Origin of the sequence: Paraburkholderia youngii (genome assembly GCF_013366925.1) — a bacterium.
GTDB lineage: Bacteria > Pseudomonadota > Gammaproteobacteria > Burkholderiales > Burkholderiaceae > Paraburkholderia > Paraburkholderia youngii.
Genome location: NZ_JAALDK010000003.1, coordinates 139,897 through 159,019 on the forward strand (window position 1 = coordinate 139,897; position 19,123 = coordinate 159,019).

General features: G+C 61.1%; 19 protein-coding genes and 2 pseudogenes. 3 read left to right on the plus strand and 18 right to left on the minus strand.

The features are described from left to right. Position 1: 1 nt before the first annotated feature. Together G5S42_RS39185 and G5S42_RS39190 are read right to left on the minus strand one after the other, a co-directional pair. Positions 2-1,258 carry a Zn-dependent hydrolase gene (locus tag G5S42_RS39185; RefSeq protein ID WP_176112126.1) on the minus strand — a complete coding sequence of 419 codons (1,257 nt, stop codon included), beginning with the start codon at positions 1,256-1,258 and terminating at the stop codon, positions 2-4. Positions 1,259-1,274: 16 nt separating this feature from the next. Continuing rightward, positions 1,275-2,438, minus strand: coding sequence for a M20 aminoacylase family protein (locus G5S42_RS39190; RefSeq protein ID WP_176112127.1), 1,164 nt, complete (start codon positions 2,436-2,438; stop codon positions 1,275-1,277). 147 nt (positions 2,439-2,585) lie between these two features. Between G5S42_RS39190 and G5S42_RS39195 the strand changes: the two genes are divergently transcribed. Continuing rightward, positions 2,586-3,065 (plus strand): Lrp/AsnC family transcriptional regulator, encoded by a 480-nt coding sequence (locus G5S42_RS39195; protein ID WP_176112128.1) that lies wholly within the window; start codon positions 2,586-2,588, stop codon positions 3,063-3,065. Positions 3,066-3,070: 5 nt separating this feature from the next. Here G5S42_RS39195 and G5S42_RS39200 read toward each other — a convergent pair whose 3' ends face one another. The 15 genes and pseudogenes from G5S42_RS39200 to G5S42_RS39270 form a co-directional block, all read right to left on the minus strand. After that, positions 3,071-4,216 (minus strand): branched-chain amino acid ABC transporter substrate-binding protein, encoded by a 1,146-nt coding sequence (locus G5S42_RS39200; RefSeq protein WP_176112129.1) that lies wholly within the window; start codon positions 4,214-4,216, stop codon positions 3,071-3,073. Positions 4,217-4,839: 623 nt separating this feature from the next. Beyond that, complete coding sequence (locus G5S42_RS39210) at positions 4,840-6,126, minus strand: vWA domain-containing protein (RefSeq protein WP_176112130.1); 1,287 nt, start codon at positions 6,124-6,126, stop codon at positions 4,840-4,842. Between the two features lie 7 nt (positions 6,127-6,133). After that, positions 6,134-7,084, minus strand: a complete 951-nt coding sequence (locus G5S42_RS39215; protein ID WP_176112131.1) for a hypothetical protein — start codon at positions 7,082-7,084, stop codon at positions 6,134-6,136. Between the two features lie 106 nt (positions 7,085-7,190). After that, positions 7,191-8,210, minus strand: a complete 1,020-nt coding sequence (locus G5S42_RS39220; RefSeq protein WP_176112132.1) for an ATP-binding protein — start codon at positions 8,208-8,210, stop codon at positions 7,191-7,193. 128 nt (positions 8,211-8,338) lie between these two features. Beyond that, a complete protein-coding gene (locus G5S42_RS39225; RefSeq protein WP_176112133.1) occupies positions 8,339-8,581 on the minus strand; it encodes a DUF3717 domain-containing protein in 243 nt (80 codons plus the stop codon). Between the two features lie 249 nt (positions 8,582-8,830). Then, on the minus strand, positions 8,831-9,289 hold the full coding sequence (locus tag G5S42_RS39230) for a hypothetical protein (RefSeq protein ID WP_176112134.1): 459 nt from the start codon (positions 9,287-9,289) through the stop codon (positions 8,831-8,833). A 12-nt stretch (positions 9,290-9,301) separates the two neighbouring features. Further along, a complete protein-coding gene (locus G5S42_RS44715; RefSeq protein ID WP_246392467.1) occupies positions 9,302-9,835 on the minus strand; it encodes a hypothetical protein in 534 nt (177 codons plus the stop codon). 84 nt (positions 9,836-9,919) lie between these two features. Next, positions 9,920-10,759 (minus strand): hypothetical protein, encoded by an 840-nt coding sequence (locus tag G5S42_RS44720; protein WP_246392469.1) that lies wholly within the window; start codon positions 10,757-10,759, stop codon positions 9,920-9,922. Between the two features lie 97 nt (positions 10,760-10,856). Continuing rightward, positions 10,857-11,297 (minus strand): hypothetical protein, encoded by a 441-nt coding sequence (locus tag G5S42_RS39240; protein WP_246392471.1) that lies wholly within the window; start codon positions 11,295-11,297, stop codon positions 10,857-10,859. 65 nt (positions 11,298-11,362) lie between these two features. Next, positions 11,363-12,717 (minus strand): annotated as a pseudogene (ltrA, locus tag G5S42_RS39245) (group II intron reverse transcriptase/maturase). 303 nt (positions 12,718-13,020) lie between these two features. Continuing rightward, positions 13,021-13,563 carry a group II intron maturase-specific domain-containing protein gene (locus G5S42_RS39250; protein WP_217710319.1) on the minus strand — a complete coding sequence of 181 codons (543 nt, stop codon included), beginning with the start codon at positions 13,561-13,563 and terminating at the stop codon, positions 13,021-13,023. 1,170 nt (positions 13,564-14,733) lie between these two features. Further along, positions 14,734-15,210: a hypothetical protein gene (locus tag G5S42_RS39255; RefSeq protein ID WP_176112135.1), complete on the minus strand. Its 477-nt coding sequence runs from the start codon at positions 15,208-15,210 to the stop codon at positions 14,734-14,736. A gap of 8 nt (positions 15,211-15,218) precedes the next feature. Further along, positions 15,219-15,611, minus strand: coding sequence for a hypothetical protein (locus G5S42_RS39260; protein ID WP_176112136.1), 393 nt, complete (start codon positions 15,609-15,611; stop codon positions 15,219-15,221). 95 nt (positions 15,612-15,706) lie between these two features. Next, positions 15,707-16,168, minus strand: coding sequence for an outer membrane lipoprotein (locus G5S42_RS39265; RefSeq protein ID WP_176112137.1), 462 nt, complete (start codon positions 16,166-16,168; stop codon positions 15,707-15,709). A 96-nt stretch (positions 16,169-16,264) separates the two neighbouring features. After that, a complete protein-coding gene (locus tag G5S42_RS39270) occupies positions 16,265-16,591 on the minus strand; it encodes a hypothetical protein (RefSeq protein ID WP_176112138.1) in 327 nt (108 codons plus the stop codon). Positions 16,592-17,026: 435 nt separating this feature from the next. On the opposite strand from G5S42_RS39270, the pseudogene G5S42_RS45915 reads away from it, so the two are divergent. Both G5S42_RS45915 and G5S42_RS39280 read left to right on the plus strand, forming a co-directional pair. Further along, positions 17,027-17,155 (plus strand): annotated as a pseudogene (locus G5S42_RS45915) (IS607 family transposase); the annotation flags it as partial. After that, positions 17,152-18,351: an RNA-guided endonuclease InsQ/TnpB family protein gene (locus G5S42_RS39280; protein ID WP_176112139.1), complete on the plus strand. Its 1,200-nt coding sequence runs from the start codon at positions 17,152-17,154 to the stop codon at positions 18,349-18,351. The pseudogene G5S42_RS45915 and the gene G5S42_RS39280, both read left to right, overlap by 4 nt. Positions 18,352-18,553: 202 nt before the next feature. On the opposite strand, the gene G5S42_RS39285 is transcribed toward G5S42_RS39280, so the two are convergent. After that, a complete protein-coding gene (locus G5S42_RS39285) occupies positions 18,554-18,868 on the minus strand; it encodes a hypothetical protein (RefSeq protein WP_217710321.1) in 315 nt (104 codons plus the stop codon). Between the last annotated feature and the right edge of the window lie 255 nt (positions 18,869-19,123).

The window sequence follows — 19,123 nt, forward strand, 5'->3', positions numbered from 1 at the left end:
CTCACTTCTGTGCGAGCCGCTGGAGCACGACATCCAGCAAGACGTTCGCGCCGTCGATAAGCTGATCGTCGTCCGTGTGTTCGCGCGGGTTATGGCTGATGCCACCGCGGCTCGGCACGAAGATCATCGCGGCCGGCGCGATGCGCGCGATCATCTGGGCGTCGTGTCCTGCGCCTGACGTCATCCGGCGATGCGTGAAGCCCATGCGCTCTGCTGCCGCTTCGATCGCATCGGCCAGTCCTGCATCGAATACGACAGGCTCGAAACGGACCAGGCGTTCGGTCGTGATCTTCACGCCTTCCTTCTCCGCGACTTCGATGAGGAATTCGACAAGACGACGCTCGGCGTCCTGCAGGCGTTGTTCGTCCGGGTCGCGCAGTTCCACCGTAAAAACCGCCTTGCGCGGAATCACGTTGATGACGTTCGGCTCGATGCGCAGCATGCCGATCGTCGCGAGCGTGGTGCCGGTGGTCACGGCCAGCTCACGCAAAAACGTCGACACGGCAGCAGCCACCCACCCCGCATCATGACGAAGCCGCGTTGGCGTCGTACCCGCGTGATTGGCATTGCCCTGAACGGTGATCTGCTGCCACGAGATGCCCTGAAGATTCTCGACCACGCCAATACGGATGTTCTCTGCTTCGAGTATCGGACCCTGCTCGACATGCAGTTCCAGATATTCGTGCGGAACCACCGCGCCGGGCTCCATATCACCCGCGTAACCAATGCGCGCGAGTTCGTCGCCAAAGCGCGTACCGTCGATGCCAACCGTATCCAGCGCTGCACCAACCGACAGGCCTCCCGCGTACACCAGCGAGCCCATCATGTCCGGCTGATAGCGGATGCCTTCCTCGTTGGTGAAGGCGCCGATGGTGATGGAGCGCTGCGGCGTGATCCCTGCCTGACGAAATGTCCGCACCACTGCAAGCCCGGCCAGTACGCCATAACAGCCATCCAGCGCGCCGGCGTTCTTCACCGTGTCGATGTGCGAGCCCATCATCAATGGACGCTGGCTGCCGTCGTCCGAATCGGAACGCAGCGTGCCGAATATATCGCCGATCCGATCGACGCGGACATCGAGGTCCAGTTCGCGCATCCATTCGACGATGAGGTCGCGACCGGCTTTCTCATCGTCAGTCAGTGCAATGCGCGTCCGGCCACCCACTTCACTATCAGCGCCCAGTGCACCAAGCTGACGCAGTTGCTCTAAAAGCAATGCGCCGTCGAGCATCAGCGATGAAGATACAGACGTATTCATTTATTACCTTTGATCCTTAGTCGACGGGCAATTCGAGCCGCGCGATCTCAGCGAAATAGTGCGCGCCCGTCAAAAGGATGTCGTCGTTGAAATCATAGGTGGCGTTGTGCAGCGGCGTGCCGCCCTTATCCGCCGACTCGCCGTTGCCGATGAAAATAAAGTTGCCGGGCACTACCTGCAGGAACGCACCGAAGTCTTCCGAAATCATCATGGGCTGAATGTTGTCATCGACGCCATCGCTTCCCGCCACATTGCGCGCCGCCGCTACCGCGACGCCAACGAACTGCTCCGAGTTCACCGTCGGAGCGAACTCATGTGTGTACTCGAAGGTGCAATCGGCGCCGTGCGCGCGGCAGATGCCTTCGCATACTTCACGCATGCGCGTCTCGAGCAACGTCTGCACTTCGCGTGAATAGCTTCGCGTATCGCCCTTGATAATGACATTCGAAGGAATCACATTTCTCAGTCCGTCCGTGATGAATTCCGTACACGAAATCACCGCCTGAAGACTCGGGTCGAGATTGCGCGAAACAACGGTCTGCAATGCCATCACGATCTGCGACGCGACGACGATCGGGTCCACGCCCATATGCGGACGTGCAGCATGCGTGCCCCGCCCCTTGATGTGAATGACGAAGTTGTCTTCACTCGCCATGATGCCGCCCGCGCGCGTTGCAAACGTTCCCGCGCGCATGCCCGGCATGTTGTGCGCGCCGAAGATGGCATCGACGGGGAAGCGTTCGAACAGGCCGTCGGCCATCATCGCCTTCGCGCCGCGGCCATGCTCTTCCGCCGGCTGAAAGATGAAGCGGACCGTGCCATTGAAATCGCGCCGTTCTGCAAGGAGTCGCGCCGCCCCGAGAATCATCGACATATGCCCGTCATGCCCGCACGCATGCATTTTTCCGGCGGTGCGCGAAGCATGCTCGCGATCGGGCGCCTGCTCGGCAATGTTCAGCGCATCCATATCGGCGCGCAGGCCAATAACCCGTTTCCCGTCCCCGGCCGTCAGGTTCGCAACGAGCCCCGTTCCCCCGATGCCGCGGTGAACTTCCAGCCCAAGCGTCCGGAGAATGTTCGCCACATAGTCGGACGTGTTGACTTCCTCGAAGCCCGTTTCGGGATGTTGATGCAAATACTGGCGCCAGCTCTTCAACTGGCCCTGCAGCGTGCTTTCCATTGTCGGACGTCCTTGATGATTTCGGGGAATGCGCCTGTCGAACATGTCGGCTGAGGAAATAATATTGTTTGCGGTGATAGAAAAAGTCTCCAAATCGGCCCCCATCATGCAAAAATATCTTTGTCTCGACCTTCCGGCCGCAAAACCATGACACTCAGCCTGGACGATTTTGATCTGAAGCTATTGATGGAAGTGCAACGCGACGCGCAGATTCCTCAGAACGAACTCGGCGCGCGCGTCAATCTGTCTACAGCGGCCGTCAATCGCAGATTGCGACGCCTGTCGGACGAAGGCATCATTCGCAACTACGCCGCCATCGTCGCGCCCGAAAAGGTCGGCTATCCGCTGACGATCATTGCAACAGTCGAGGTCGAGAGCGAACAGATCGATCTGCTCGACTCGATGAAGCGCACCTTCGCGCAATGCCCGCAAATCCAGCAGTGCTACTACGTCGCGGGCGAATGGGACTTCGTGCTGATACTGACGGTTCGCAACATGGACGAGTACACGGCCCTCACGCGGCAACTGTTCTTCTCGAACAACAACGTCAAACGCTTCAAGACGCTGGTGAGCATGAGCAACGTAAAGGTGGGGCTCGGTGTACCCGTCGCGCCCGAAGGCGCGTGACGCCGTCAGCGCACGACTGACTTGTCGGTCCAGTTGCCCTGATCGAACTGACGAACGGTAATCGCGCCGTTACGGATATCGCCCTTCTCGTCGAACTGGATTGCGCCCGTCACGCCGTCCAGCCTGGACGCGCGCAGCTTCGGCAGATACACCTTCGGGTCGGTCGAGCCCGCGGCCTGCATCGCGTCCGCCATCGCGAGCACTGCGTCGTAGGCATAAGGGGCATAGAGCTGCACGGGAACGCCGAAGCGCTGCTGATAGCGTTTGAAGAACTCCGGTCCTTGCGGCATCTTTGCAGGCGGCACACCCGCCAGCGTGCAGTACGCGTCCTTGCTCATCGAAGACCCAGCGAGCTTGATGAACTGCGGTGTGCACGCTTCATCGCCGGCAATGAACTTGACCTTCAAGCCGAGCTTTTGCGCCTGCTGCACGAATGCCGCGGCTTGCGTGTCGCCGCCCGTGAAAGCGATCCCTTCCGGCTGACGGCTCTTGATGGTCGTGAGCACCGCCATCCAGTTCGTCGTCTTGTCGGTGCCGTACTCGCGGGCGACCACGTTGCCTCCGGCAGCCTTGACGGACTTTTCGATCTCGTCTGCGAGACCTTGTCCGTACGCCGTACGATCGTCGACGATGGCGACCTTGCGCGCGCCAAGATCGTGGACCAGATACGAGCCGATGACCGAGCCCTGTCTCACGTCATTCGCGACCATACGGAACACGTTCGTCAATCCTTGCTGCGTGAGCTTCGGGTTGGTTGCCGATTCGGTGATCATCGGAACGCCTGCATCCGAGTAGATTTTGGAAGCGGGTATCGACGTCCCGGAGTTCGCATGACCGACGACACCCGCCACGCCATCGTCCACCAGTTTCTGGGCGACGGTCACCGCTGTCTTCGGATCGGCCGCATCATCCTGCGAGTCGAGCACAAACGTGACGTTTTGCCCGCCAATGCGAATCTTTCTGCTGTTCAGATCTTCGATCGCCAGCCGCACACCGTTTTCATCATCCTTTCCGATGTGGGATAGTTCGCCGGTCAGCGGAGAAACCTGCCCGATCTTGACCGTCAAATCCGCGTGAGCCGCGTGAGCCGCGAGAGGTTGCAGGGTAAGCGTCAGGGACGCGAGGCATATCAATGGCCGTGATGATTGCATGGTCGTGCTCTCGATAGGTTGGCTGAGAATAGGATCGACAGAACCGTCGACCCGTTGAGCCAAGCAACACTGCGCTGGCCTGCAACCATCCTAATGACGCGAGTCAGTAGCCAAAATCAGCCGCGATGACATTTCTGCAAATTTCGATTGAAAAACGAGCAATTTTCGATAATTCTTCTCGGTGCCTGGATGGCAGTGTTTGCGGTCGACGCCATTTCTCGTTCCCGCATGGCAAGCCGAAGTATCACCGGACTGCCAGCGCGAATTCCCGGGCAGCGAGCGGAAGCGCCTCCGGCACGACCAGCATCTGTTCGTAATCGATGACCGGCGCAAACGCAGTGTCGGGCACGTCGAAGCCGTCTCTGGCCGGAGAGCCGGTAGGGCGTCGTGTGGGTCGGCCGGATTTGTGCAAGGGTCAGCACAAGATCTCTCCACGGGGTATGAACCACAGCTTGAGCGACGCTTCCCGGAGGCGAACTGCCGTTCGAACGTCAAAATGCCGACAACCGCGAGCGTCCCTTCCTGGCCGAGAGCAGCGCGACCGCGGGGAGAGTCCGCGGGCAGAAAAATAGCCCGGCAAAATTGTCGGGCTTGGGTTCAGGAGAATGGGCAGACATCGCCCGTCAGCAGATCACTTCCATCATTTCGCCAAAAGGTGCTTTCTTCGCGCGCCTGAGCGGCACGGTCGAGGCCCACAGGACGGGATAGGACGGTTCATCGGTCGGAAACGCTCCATCCATGTCGGTGAGATAGACCAGAAACGTGGGTTGAATGCCTTCGTCGGCCAGCCGTTTGAACGGATCGACAAACGAAGTGCCTCCCCCGCCACGCACCGGTAGCAGGTCGACCGCGTCGCCGCGCTCGAAGATCTGCACCTGCTTCACGCGCGTATCGCAATCCAGCACGATCAGCCGCCGCGGCCGCACAGTCTCATTCACAACGAGGATTTCCGCGTCGAACTGTGCCTGCGTCTCGTCAAACACCGAACCGCTGGAATCGCGCACGAACACCGCATCGCCAACCGCCGGTTCGTTAAGCGACGGCAGATACAGCCCCATGTGCAGATACCGGCGATTGGGCATCGCGAAAGTGTAGTCAGTCGGCGACGATTCCTGCGCAAAGCGTTGCAGGATCGCGCGCCAGTCAACCACAGGTTCCGCCGCCACCTGGACCATGCCTTCCAGAGAGCCGCCCAGTCCGCCCCGCATCTTCGCCGCTTTCGCGGCCTGTAGGACGGCGACCTTCCAGTCGGCTTCCTTCTGTGCCTTGTCGTCCCCTCTGTATTGACGGACCTCGCCACAGGAGGGCGCAGCCTCGGGAGAAGTGCCGGACTCGGGTGTTGCGGACCGAGTGGTCGCGCCGTTCGCGGATTGTGGCGGGCTGTTGCCCCCGGGTGTGCCGCCTGGCTGTTGAGCCGACTGTGGAGTCGACTGCTGGCCAGGCTGCGCATCCGGTTTGCCATCATCCTTCTTACCGTTGCCCTGCTGCTTTTCCTTCTGCTGCTTTTCCTTCTGCTGCTTCTCCTGCGCGAGAATGCCGTAAATCTCCTCGGCCGACTTGCCCTTGAAGCGGGCATCGACGAACACGCCCTTTGGTAGCAGCATGCCTGCGTCGAGCACGATTGGATTGATCGCATAGTCACACGCGTCGTTCCAGAGTTTCGGATCGCGATCGCCCTGGCGCCAACAGTGGCCGTTGGCCACGTGCAGGACTTCATGCGCCAGCACGCCGCGTGTCTCCAGATCGTTCAGGCCGCCGAGGTACGCCGGGTTGTATCCCAGCGATTCCCCGTCGGTCCAGAACGTCCTGCACGACGGATCTTCGACCACCTTCAGACGCAAAGCGAGTGCGCCGAAAAACGGCTGGTCGAGGACCAGCGCCGTGCGTTGCTTCGAGATGCGCGGGTCCATGGCTACCTCACGCGACGAGTCGCAGAAGCGGCGTCGGCTCCGGCTGGACAACCTGCTCCAGCGGCGCGAACGTCGAAAGCTGGTTCGCCACCGGCTCCGGTGTCCCGCCCATGAACGCTGCCATCAGCCCCTCGATTTCCGAGGCCTTGGCCGCGACCTGCGAACGCAGCACGCTCGACTCCTTCAGATCCGCACCCGTGTGAACCGCGAGATGCGTCTTCGCCTGTTCGAGGATGTGGCTGAGCTTCGGGTCGTTCGTGAAGTTCAGCTTCGGCAGCAGCTCGCACAGTTCGCGCACCTGGTTGGTGACGCCCAGGCGAACATCGGTGGCACCGTACAGCTTGTCGGCCAGCTTCGAGACGGCCTCGTACAGACGCCCGACCAGATCATTGTTCGCCGTCGAGATCGAGGCAAGCACGTGCTGGTCGATTTCCGAACGAAGATCCGTCAGCACGTCGGCCGGCAGATCGACGCCAAACTGGCTCGCGTCAGGAAACGGCAGCACCGCGAGCTTGACGCCGAACTTCTCTGACATGCGGGCAAGCGTGGGATAGTCCGACTCGTTGAACAGCCCGTTCAGTTCCACCCGGGCCTGTTCCTTGAGATTCAGGTAGTCGGTCAGGAAGACGGAAACGGCGAGATCGAACTCATCCTTCATCCTGCGCATCTGGTCGGCGAAGTCCATGTAGATCGCCGTCGGCAGCAGACGCACGCCCAGCTGTTCGTACTTTAGCGAGTGGTCGTAGTGATAGCGGCGAATGCGATTGCCGATCGAAACCACCTCCTTGTAGCTCGGCGCATGCTCGGGCAGCAGGCGCTTGTTGAAGCGCCCGATGTCCTTTGCCTGATGATTCTTCTCGACTTCTTCGGTCGCTTTCACGTCGAAGCAGCGCGCCTGCCAGGCGGATACCGTGACGGCCGACAGCATGACGCGGGATTTCAGTTCAGTGATGTTCATGGAAAACTCCAGAATAGAAAGGGATTGGATCGAGCAGAAAGAAAAAAGCCACGGCGCGAGGCGGGCCGTGGCAGAACGAACAACGGATGAAGCAACAGGCAGCGGCTTACTCGCCGCGGATGATTTTTCCGATCTCGCCACCCTGCGCGCGGATGAACGCATGGGTGCTCGCCAGTTCAGGCTTGCGACGCACGGCATCACGCGCGAGAAGCGCACCGAATTCACGGTGGCCTACGTCGATCAGCCGCTGGTTGTAGGTCAGCACCCGCTCGAAGTTGCCTTCGGTGGAGTGCGCCGCCAGCGCCGAACTGACCGCATACAGCGCGGCCGGGGTCTCAGGGATCGGCGCCGTGTCCGGCGACAGAATGATGGCGTCCGGCGACGGCAGCTCGCGGTAGATGGCAAGAAAGCTCATCAGTTCGCTCGCTGCAGCCTCGCCCACCGAACCCGCGTAGGAGACGAGCTCGAGCGACTTCGGCACGACCGGCATCGTCTTCGCGACGAATCCCCATGTTCGGGGGCTCGGTGCGTTTTCGATATCGCGCGCGGTCTTCTTCACGGACAGCAGATCCGGCCGGAATCGCAGAAACGCGATCAGTTCGGCAGGAACACCGCTGCGCACCGCCCAGGCAGTCCAGTCGGCGATCGAAGGCTCAAGCTCCACCACCGTCGCGAAACGCGAGATGACGGGATCGAGAATGCCCGAGACACCCGCGTTGTCGTTGCGCCGGTTGGTGGCCGCAACGAACGTGACGCAGTCGGGCAGCGCGTGTTCGCCGATGCGGCGTGCCAGCAGCAGTTGCATCTTTGCCGCCTGCACCGCCGGTGATGCCTGGCCCAGATCGTCAAGGAACCAGAGCAGCGGCGTTGTCGCTCTCAATGCGCGCTCGAGATCCCCGAACGGCAGGAAGCGGGCGACGTTCCCGTCAGGGAATGGCAGGCCCTTCGAGTCCGTGGGGTCTTCAACGACGGGATGGCTGATGAGCAGGTCATGCCCGGTTTCCTGAGCCGCCTGAGCGACGATGTCGCTCTTGCCGATGCCCGGAGCCCCGGTGATAAGCACCGGAAGGCGGGCCGGAATGTAGGTGATGAGCAGTTCGCGAAGTTGCGAGGCAGAGACTTTCATGGGGTACCTGAAAAGGAAAAGCCCCACGAAACAACGCCCCCGGGGGGACGTGGTCCCTGAGGGGCGAGTTGGATGTGCCGCGGATGCGGCGCGTCGATGCGTCCTGGAGACGCGAAAAAAGTTGTGCCTTACGCCTTCGCGCCAGCCAGAGCGGCCAGTTGAGATTCGGTAAGGGTTTCGCGCGGCACGGCGGTCACGCGGTTGAAGATCATGCTGCCGTAGAGATTGGCGAGACAGCGTGCTTCAGCGCACAGCACCGTCACCTCCTCGTCGGAGGTAGCCGGATTGCGGTTGCGCCACACGTTGATCGCGTTTTCGATCTGGGCGATTGAAACGTCCCGGGTTCCTGAAACAGCGTTCGGATGTTTCATGGGGTGTCCTTGAAGGAAGTGCCCCCTGAACAACGCCCCAAGGGACGTGATCCCCAAGGGCAGAATTGTTGCCGTCTCCGGCGGGTCGATGCGTCATGGACGCGGGTAACAGAGCCCAGTATGGGCGGCCGCTGCGCGAAGGTTTGCCCGAATGATGAGCAGATTGACCCCGCTTAGACTTATCGCGTGACGCCAGGCCGAAAAAAAAAGCCGGCGCATATGCGCCGGCTGTGGTTCAGGAAAATGCAGTCAGAGCAACGCTGTCTGCGCGGCCCGTGCTGCATCGATTCTCGCGATCATCGCCGCTTCCTGCTCGCGATGCCGTCGGGACTTCTCTTCGCCCACGCCGTTGTGCTGCTCGATCACGTAGGCGAAACAGACAGGATTGGCCGGACCGCGCCACGCCTTCCAGGCCTCCAAGATCCGCGCGCGCACGCCGGGCGTGCATGCGAAGTACTCGCGACGCAGGCGACGCCATTGCTGGGCGCGCAGATCGCGCATGCGTTGCTCGCTCTGGTACAGCAGCCGTTCGCGCCGTTCCCGCTCTTCATCAACCGAAAGCGCCTGGGGCGTTTCGATCTGATCGCTGAAGAGCGGGTAGGCACGTTCGATCTTTTCGCGAGCCCGATCCTGACGGCTCAGATGCAAGGCTTGCATCCGCGAAGTCCAGCGAAGACCTTCGACCTTGGGTGTACGATCGAATCGCATCGTCCCCTCCCCTCAGGCTGCAAGCCGCTCGAGCATCGCGCGGGCGTAATCCAGCGTGCCATCCTTTACCTGCAGACGACGCGCCTCGTTAAGCTCAGTGTTGACGAGCACGTACTGTTTGCTCTCCCCCTTGCGCCAGTCCCGAATCTCCCGGAACCCCGATGCGATCGCGTCGACATGCTGGGCGCCATCGGTGACGACGCCGTCGCCGCGCTTATAGCGGGCATTCTGCGCGGCTTCCTTCGCACGCTGCGCATCCTGCTCCTTGCGCTCCGCCTGCTTGCGCGAAAGCTCGCTCTCTTCCCATGCGGCCTGCGCAGTCCCGTCGAGTCCGCACAGTTCGAAAATCGCACGACGCCGGGACTTAGCCGTCAGGCCTCGCAACTTCAGGCCATGGAACTCGAGCACGACCTGCTTGCTGCTCAGGTTGTGATCGTCAGGCGTGTCGAGGATGTTCAGCAGACTTGCCACATCGCGCGACTCCAGTGCAACGGCTACACGGTTCGGCCATTCGAACGTTTCGCGCCCGTATGCGAGCAACGCCATCGAACGTTCCAGCGCGTGCCGACGGGCACTGAGCCGCCCCTGCGTGCGCTGCATGTCCGCATGGTCCAGCTTTTTCTCCCGGCGCTAGTCGGCGATCGGGTCACGAAGCCGCGCGGCCAGCGCATTGACCGGCTGTCCGACCGATACCGGCTTGTCGAACATCTCCGGCAATGGGTCAACCTGCAGGAGGCCCGCCGCGAACAGGGCGTCATCGACCTCGATGAAGTCCGGTGCATTGGATACGCCGGCGACAGCGGCCACCAGAGCATCGACCGTTTCTGCCGTGACCGGCTGTTTCGCCGCTCGCATCACGGACAACAGCTGATGCAGTTTCGCCGCCGGTAGCCGCCCGCGCAGCGTCGGAACGTCGAGCAACGTCGACGCCCACTCGAGGTCGTAACAGAATGCCCTTTCCATCGCCCGGTATTCCGAGAGCACCGCTTCGGGAATTTGCTCGTTGCGCAGCAGCGCATAGGCGATGTGCACCTCATGTCGTCCGTTCGTGCTGCCTCCCGGCACACAAGGACCGCCGCTGGCAAATCCGAAGCGTTCCATGGCCACGTCATTGAATAGCGACAGCAGATTGAAGAACTGGCGCGCTTCACGTGCGGCCGATTTTTGCGCATCGATCTGGTCGGTCGAGAGAAACCGCGTTGGCGTACGCGCAAGATCGAAAATTGCGAACAGCAGTTCCCAGTGCGATGCGCGGATCTGCCAGGGCTTCGGCTCAGGGCCATAGGTCGATAGCCACAGCGAACGGACTTCGTCGAACATTGCCGCGACGATTTCTGCGACCGTGCCGTCACGACGGATGCCGAGCGTGCCGTTGTAGCGCGTCACGCGTACTGCGGCCGCACCGCCGTCCAGGTCAATCAAAGTGGTCTCAGTTGCCTGGACCGCCTCATTGACGAACAGCGCGAACACCCCGGAGAGCGTCGGGGTCGTGAAGACTTGGCCGGGAATCGAGAGTTGGTACATATTGGCCCCGTCCGGGATTGCAAAAAAAGCGAAGAAAATCGAATCAGTCGAGGTCGAGCATCCGCGAGACAACGGCGGCGATCGCCCATGCCTGCGTGCGCGAAAGCGTCTTGCTGCGCAGGACCGGCTGGCTCTTCCAGTGCCCAGCTTCGCCGAGAGCGACGAACTGGACAAAATCAATCTGGATGATCCAGCCTTCCGAGCTTCCGCGGGCAACCGATAGCGCCAGCCGTCGGCGCGCGGTCCCGCTGTCCGGCCAGTCTCGTGAAGCCGACAGGCCGTAGCAGTCTTCGTTCGGATCGTTGATGAAGTTGGCCGCCACGATCCATTCCGGTTCTATCTCGGATTGGCACAGGGTCCGGGCAATGTGATTCAACCTGGCTGATGGTTTTTCCAGCAGGATCAAACGGCGTGCTGGCATGCACGACCGGTGGTTCGAGAAGTTCGGACATGAGAATCGGAAATCGGCATAGGGGACGGCCATAAGGCCGTACCCCTGCCACACCACCCGGCATGCGGGTCCGCACCGGGCGGTTCGGGAAGTTGAGGTTATGAGAGGCGGGGTGCACCCAGCCGATCGAAGCATGCGAGGGTCAGCACGCTATTCAGGAGTTTGCCGCTGTTACGCCACCAGCGACGGCTGTTCGCCGCCACCTGTTGCGCCACAGCGGGCGGTGCCCCCAGCGCACGCAGTTCCCGGTAGATGGTCGGGCCGCGGCGCCATTGCTTAAGCTGGATGACACGCAACCGGTGACGCATCCACTCGTCCAGCACCCGCCAGACTCGTGACGTTTGCGCCAACCGGAAGTACGCCTTCCAACCCAGCACATAGCGCCGTAACCGTTCCACCACGTCCTTCATGCTGCGTCCGCCGTTACGGCCGGTCAGTTCACGAATGCGGCGTTTGAACGCCAGCAGCGGTTTGGCCGCCACCTTGCGCTTGATGACACCACCGGACGCTACCCACAGGCTGTAGCCCAGAAACTTGCGACCGAACACACTGGCCACCGCGCTTTTGGTCTCGTTGAACTTCAGCCGCAGTCGCCCATACAGACGGCGCAGCAGCGCCATCACCCGTTCGCCAGCGCGACGGCTGCGAACATACACATTCGCATCATCGGCATAACGCACGAAGCAGTGGCCGCGCCGTTCCAGTTCCTTGTCCACCTCATCGAGCAGCACCTTGGCCAGCAACGGCGATAGCGGCCCGCCTTGCGGCGTGCCCTGTTCGCGCTGCTGAATCACGCCACCATCCATGATGCCGCTGTTCAGATACGCCCGGATCAGCCGGATCACCCCGGCGTCCCCGATACGTTTCTGTAGACGGTCGATCAGGATGTCGTGGTTGACCCGGTCGAAGAACTTCTCCAGATCAACGTCCACCACGATTCGCCGGCCCGACTGCGCGGCAAGCACCGCGTCATGCGCACGCGTCCGGGCCGGAAACCGTAGCTGTGCTCGCTGAAGCCAGGGTCCAGAACCGGTTGCAGCACCTGCAGCAGCGCCTGCTGGATCAGCCGGTCCGTCACCGTTGGGATGCCAAGCTCGCGCTCGCCTCCTTCCGGCTTCGGAATTGTCACCCGCCGTACCGGACTGGGCCGGTACGTCCCCTTCAGCAACTGTTCGCGGATCGCGGGCCACGCCGTCACCAGATGGCGCGACGTCTGGTCAATGTCCAGACCGTCAACGCCAGCAGCTCCCTTGTTGGCCCGTACCCGTTTGAACGCCTGCTTCAGGTTCTCTTTCGTCAGCGCCGCCATCAGCAGCGATGACCCTGTGCCCCCGGACTCATGGCGCGGGCAACAGGCTTCGTCGCTCACGGACATAGGCGCAGCTTCACCGCGCGTGCCTCCCGCTCGCCCCGCTTGCGCGGGCATCTGACGCAATTCCTGTCGCATCGACATGGCGCTGGACACTCCCTCCCGTTCGGCCCTTCGTCACCAGCTTCGGTCTCATCGACCTGTCCTGTGACTGTTGGGTCGGAGGAGGCGCGCTGACGCGCTGGCCTCCGTCCGCCGCGCAAACTGCACGTGCCGTTTTCCGGCATGCAGCTTTCACGAAGATGCAGCATGCTGGGACGCAATAGAAGGTATCAGTTGCACAAGATTGACCAACCCGAGCTCGCCATACAGCCGCGCCTCGGGCAAAACCTTCCAGCCCATGTTGCGCCAGCGCTTGAAACGATGCGACCAGATGCGCCGCACGATTCATCGGTTGAGCCGGTTGAAGATTCTCCGGACGTGGGAGCGCTTGTAGTAGTGCCCCCAGCCCCGCAGGATGGGATTGAGCCGTCCAATCCAGATCTTGCGCAAAGCGTCATGTGTCGATCGCCCTCGCCGATAGCCGAAGTTGGCGTCATCGAATACCGGTTCGAAGATCGGCTCAAGACGGTTGAGCAGCGCCTGCTGGCATACGCGATCGTAAATCGACGGTATGCCGAGCTGGCGGAACTCCCCCGGTTTGCCGACTTTCGGGATCGAGACCTGCCGGACCGGTTGCGGCTGATAGGTCCGCGCACGCAGTTCTGCCTGCAGACGGTCCAGATGCTGGTCCGCCTGTTCGGCAAAGTCTGCCACGCTGATTCCATCGACACCGCCACTGCCCCGATTGGCCCGGACCCGCTCCCAGGCGACTTCCAGATTCTTCCGTTGATAAATCTTGTCAATTAATGAGTGGACCTTCCTTGCTTCCATCGGGTTGATCCAGTCAGACAGTCTCCTCGGGCGCGGATGTACGGGTATTTCGCTCATGGAACTGATCCTCCTCCGTGTCCTTACTCACTGTCGTCCGGGTTCTTCCCAATCATCTTCGCCGGCTGCCTTCCCCGACCCACTTCCGTCGCCGATCGCTCGGTCACGTAGTTTTGGCCACGCTTCAGGTACTACTCAGCCGTCCGACTACTGGCACAGCGCCGCTCACCACTTCGCTCCTCGCTTATAGGCTTGCTTCCCGCGGTGCCACCCGCGGACTGTGCCAGTTCTCCTGGGGTCACACGCTGTTCTTCCGCACCGTGCCGTCCGCAAACACCTTGGTGCGGTGGGTGAATGAGAACGCCTTCGCCTCCATAGTGCAGGCTCGACCTTGCCCCACCTTTGGCCGACCGGTTCGTCATCGGGGCAGCCCCCATCGACTACGGCCCGGTACTTCTCCTCATGCCCTTCGGATTCCGCCTCACGGCGGACACCCTGCCCTCCGGAGTACTGCGAGATGATGGCTTCAGGTCCGCCTTGTCCGTATCCGGCTTTCGCCTTCGTGCCCAGTTAGACGTCTCCATACCTTCCCACCTCTCTCCGGCCAGCGAGGCATTACCCCCGCTTTCGGATATGGCGCCCCTCATCCGGGCGCCAGAGGGACTTCAACCCTCCCGAACAACGCGCTGCCCAGCGCACACTACGGCCTCTGCTGACTTCTCGCTCCGGCTCGACGCCGTTGCGCTTTCAGGCACGAGGCGAGATCTCCCCAGGTAAGAACGCACTCCTTCATCGCACAACCGCCGCATTTACGCCGCCTCGCCTTGGTCACGAGAGCTTCGCGGTCTATTGCCCGCTCACCCTGCCCGGCAGCGCCTCCTATGCGGTTCTTGTTCATCGGCTCACGATTTACGCTCCACGCTTCCTCCCCACATTCGGTCGCCCTCATGCAGTTGCGCTTCACTTCATTCGCTGTGACCAGCTTATGGCGGGACTTGCACCCGCAAGAGTGCGCCCATGCTGGGCGCACAACAAAAAGGCCACACCCGGAGGTGCAGCCTTTAGATGGATTGAGGACCGGCGACCTCGCCAGCCCACTTTTGACAATCAGATGACGCTATGGCGTGCGCCGACGAGCGCGATCCGCCTTACGACCGTTACGGTCCATGACGAGACCAAGTACAGACAAGGCAACAGCCACGCCCAGCGCAAAGAAACTGAAGCCCATGCTCACTCTCCATTCATGGAAACCATGCCCACGTACAAGGTTAGCACAAAGGCCACGACCAGATTGACCTCCGACAGGATGTTGGAAACAGACCAGCTCGACGTTGTGTGCCAGAAACTGATCGCACCGATCACTGCTGCGGCAGACAGCGTGTGCATGAACCGGCCGAATTGCTGGCGTTGGTCCCTCGTGGGTGACCTGACCATGTCCACCAGCTCTGCCCACAGTCCGATCTTGTCCAGTCGATCTGCCAGCTTCGACGCCACATGGAACGTCCCGTCGACCTTGGCCTCCAGTTGCAGGGAGCAATCGGGACCCCGCGCAGAAACCTTGGGCGGAGACTCAGATTGAGAGAGGTGCTGCATGACAAACGCCAGCCTTTCCGATATGCAGACCTGATCCAGATCGGCAATAAACGTCGCCCGATCTGTGATGCTCAGGCCGGATGGGTACTCAACGACAATGTCGACGATTTCCATCGCGTCCCCTACCGGCTTTCGCCATCGAGGCCGCCTGCAAGCCGCAGACCGCCAAGCAGCGCGTCGTATCCCTCGCGGGAAAACAGTTGCTCGAACGACACCGCGTTGTCGCCGCCGCCCGACAGATCGGAGCGGCCGCGACGCGTGCGGAACGAAACGGCGACCTTGTGCCGGGTCGGGGAGTCTGTAACCTCCAGCATGAGGGCTGGGGTTCGCAGGGTGACGCGGCAACCGCGATTGCGGCGAGCCGGTTCGGTGACGATCTCGTGCTCGCCGGAACGCAAACGCAGATCGCGGGCGACACGACGCAGCATCTGCGTCGCGTGGTGTGTGATGGCGGCGTCCGTTGCCGCGCCGGCGCTACGCTGGTCGGCATGGAACACCTTTGGAATCTTGAGCATTTCAGCCTCAAAAAAAGAAAAAGCGAGGTGCCCTTTAGGGAACACCTCGCGATGAAGGAATGCGCCGGCGGTGGTGCCGGCATCTGAAGAGCGGGTCAGTGAGTGACGCGAAGACCCGAACCGGTCGCAACGAGAAGCACGTGCTCGCCCGGGACAAAGCGCTGGTCGTCCGGTTGAGCGACGACAACCGTGGCGCCCGAACTCTTGCGCACGATGATTTCGAGGCCTGAACGCTGCGCCATCGCCTGCGAAACCTTCTGTGCGACAAAGCCCGATGCAGCGCCCGACAAGGCCCCCGCGATGTAGCGTCCTGTGCCGTTGCCGATGGTCTGGCGACCGAGGAACGCACCCACACCGGCGGTGATCAGCGAAGTGAGCCCGGAGTTATCCGAACCCGCTTCAATCGAGATTGAGCGGGTGCGAACAACGGTGGCCTCTTCAACAGAGCCGGCACGCTGGACGTCGTAGCGCTGATACGTATTCGGCGAGCCGAAATCGGTACTGGCGCAGGCGGACAGCATGGATGCGAGAACGAGACTGATGATGATCTTGCACATGGTTGCCTCAAAGAATTGAAGGGCAACCGTCCCGTCAGGGAGGTTGCCCTGACGGGAAGAATTCAACCGCGGTAACACAAGCGGTTTGATGAAGGATTAACTGGTGCGAACGTGGTTCGAATATCCGGTGACGCCGACAGCCTTCTCCGGGTGCCAGATCGCCACTGTCTGACTACCGACCATCCACGACACGTTCTCGTCGCTTCCTGCGATGCGTCCTTTTGCAGGAACAGCATCGGGGAACTCACGAACGAGGTTCAGGGAAAACATTTCGTAGGTGTAGGCGGTTCTCGCCTGACGGAAACCCTGGCCGTATACGAGACTCAGGAGTTCCCGAGACTTGCTATATGCCTCGGCCTGAGAGACCAACGCCTTTGGGGATGTCGCGACGTGATCATGCGAACCAAGGACTTGCTGCAGCACTGTGCGGCTCCTAAGAAAAAGGGAGCCGATTCCCTGATGGCATTGGCTCCCAGCAGGGTCAAAGACAGGCGGAAGCCCCTCGTGGATGACCAACATTCGTCGGTCCAAGGTTGACGCACTCCGGCAAGCCAGAGTGTTCTTTCGATGCGCAAAAGCGCGGGTGATACGGCCAGTCTAGGCCAGTCCGAAGCGCGCCCATCGTGGAAACATCGAGAAAATGGCGTCGCTTTTAAAGTTCGGCCCGGCGGCACGAAAGAGACAGCGCAAAAAAGCGCTGAACTCGAAGGACCCGCGCTGATCAAAAGGCGCGTCAAACCTCGTCGTTCACGACGAGGAAGGAAAGCGCGGACGCCGCAGGCGTCCTTGACAACGCGTCGATGCTGATACGATAACTTTCATGCAACGACTTCAAGCCTTCAATTTCGAACCAATGCTGAACAATACCTCGCAAAGGACGTTCTTGAGATCATCACTGTCTTCAGCGCGCGGCTGTATGGATCGCGCTCGCGCAAGACTCAGAAGCTGCTCGACGGTATGCGGCAGGCTGTAAAGGATTCAAAGTGATCCTCGCCCATCGCATTGCACTCGACCCGAACAACACGCAGGCGACGTATTTCGCGCGCGCTGCCGGGACGGCTCGCTTCGCGTACAACTGGGCGCTCGCCGAGTGGAAGCGGCAGTACGAGGCGTACAAGGCTGACAGGACGCGGTCCAAGCCTTCGCAGATGGCGCTGCGCCGTCAACTCAACGCCACCAGGCGCCAGCAGTTCCCCTGGATGCTTGAGGTGACGAAGTGCGCGCCGCAACTCGCAATCATCCAGCTCGGCGAGGCATTCAAGCGCTTCTTCTCCGGCCAGAATCGCTACCCGACGCAGCGCAGGAAAGGCGTCGATGATCGCTTCAGTCTTTCCAACGATCAGTTCTCCATCGAAGGTTCACGCATTCGCATTCCCAATCTGGGGTGGGTGCGCATGCGTGAGCCGTTGCGCTTCGTGGGCAAGATCATCTCGGCCACTGTTTCGCGCAAGGCCGACCGCTGGTTCGTGAGCATTACCGTCGAGGTTCTCGAGGCTTCGCACCTATCCAGAGCCGAAAACCAAGGCGCGGTTGGTGTGGATCTCGGAGTTTCCTCGATGGCGACGCTTTCGACCCGCGAGAAGATCCTCGGCCCCAAGGCGCACACGGCCCTGCTCGATCGTCTGCGCCGCATCTCGCGTAGCCTGTCGCGCAAACAGAAAGGCTCCGCGAACCGCCGCAAGGCCCGCATGAAGCTGGCGAAGCTGCATGCCCGCATCAGCAATATCCGGTCGGAGGCACTCCACAAACTCACGTCCGACCTCACGCGCCGATTCGATACGCTCGGCATCGAGGATCTGAACGTGCGCGGCATGATGGCAAACCGTCGCCTGGCGCGCTCCATCGCCGACATGAGTTTCTACGAATTCCGTCGGCAGCTGAAGTACAAGGCTGACATGCGCGGCGGCCGGGTGATCGTTGCAGACCGCTGGTTTCCGAGCAGCAAGACGTGCGCGGATTGCGATCACAAGGTCGATGTGCTGCCGCTCAAGGTGCGCGAATGGACGTGCCCGGCGTGCGGTGTGGTGCATGACCGGGACGTGAACGCGGCAACCAATTTGAAGATCATGGCCGTGAGTTCCACGGTTTCAGCCTGTGGAGAGGAAGGCTCTGGCCGTCGTCGCAAGACGGCGGTGAAACCGGCCTCAGTGAAGCAGGAACCAGACAGCAAGCTCGCTGCATAGCTTTAGTCAGCTATGCAGCGGTTTGTATAGGTTCTGGAGAACGGTCAAAGATGGATGCCGGGCGAGCCGGCTGGGTCGATGCGTCAGAGACGCGGTAGGTTCACCAAAGATACCGTCACGATCCGCCGGCGTTTCAGCGGAAAGCTTCACAATTGCATATCGCTAAGAAAAAAGGCCCACCGTTCTCGGGTGGGCCTTCGTTTCAAAGGAGCGTCAACTGGTCGATCCTGTCGAACATCGAGCGCTCGCGCGTGCCGCTCGCAAGCGACTGCTCGAATAGTTCGGCCAGCGACGTTGCGTCACGAACAGGGGAAATCACTTCGGCGTTGCCGATTGCTCGTTCCAGCACAGCGATGTCCGAGTTCTCCATTTCGGGCGCGACATCAATGTCACCCGCGTCTTGTTGGGCGGCCATTGCGTGCTCCTCCACTGGCTCGCCACGCTCAAGCGCAACGGCATCGCGAAGCAGTTCTGCCTCAATCCGCCGCCGCAGCCTGAAGGTCCAGCCGCCCAGCACGTGCGCAGGCGTGTACCAGGTGCCCCATACCTCCATCGATAGAGCATTCCCATGTACCACGGTCGCGGGAATGTGAAGGAGCGAGAGTTGTACATAGGGCATGTGGACGCAACACGGATCAATGTCAATACAGGTCGCGCTTCTTCGACTTCACGATCCGCAGCAGGCGATCGTGTGTTTCGTACGATAGGCAATGCATCTGCATGCCGATGCGAAGCAACCGATTGAGGTTCATGATGCTCCAGTCTTAGACGG